We start from the raw sequence: 418 nt of genomic DNA, 5'->3' as shown, positions 1-418 counted from the left end.
CCGCCAAAAAGACAAGGCAGATCGTTTCAGCCGAGACATTGCCATGCGACAATCCACCAAGAGCAAGGGTGGCCAAGGTTATACTTAGCATTGAGTCCGAGCCATCGTCGCCGAAAACGATGCGCATGTTTAACCCCATCTGGATCAACACGAGTCCAATTAAAACCGCTGTCGTTATGGCGTCGCCCCAAGGCAGCAGAATGCAGCTCGTCCCCGCTAAAAACCTTGCCGTTAACAGAATGGCAAAGGATCCCGGGTATTTGAAAACTGGGTCGACAAGATGTGAACGCGGCGCAGTCGCCGTGCCGATAACCGACCAATCCCAAGTACCTCCGGGCCCAAATTCACGACGGCCCGCCAGATAGAGCAATTCCAAGCTGCTGATGATCGTCGCGAAGCCGAGCATGCGGAGAGTGAC

Annotated in this window: 1 protein-coding gene; it reads right to left on the bottom strand. The window is 54.5% G+C overall.

Annotated features, from left to right (window positions below; translation table 11 throughout):
• Nucleotides 1-406: hypothetical protein (locus M3147_RS19100; RefSeq protein WP_251204973.1), on the bottom strand; the 406-nt coding region annotated here is incomplete at its 3' end.
• Nucleotides 407-418 lie beyond the last annotated feature (12 nt).

The organism is Agromyces mediolanus (genome assembly GCF_023715325.1).
Classification (GTDB): Bacteria; Actinomycetota; Actinomycetes; order Actinomycetales; family Microbacteriaceae; genus Agromyces; species Agromyces mediolanus_A.
Note: the sequence above shows the minus strand (reverse complement) of the source record. Positions and strands in the feature narration are given on the sequence as shown.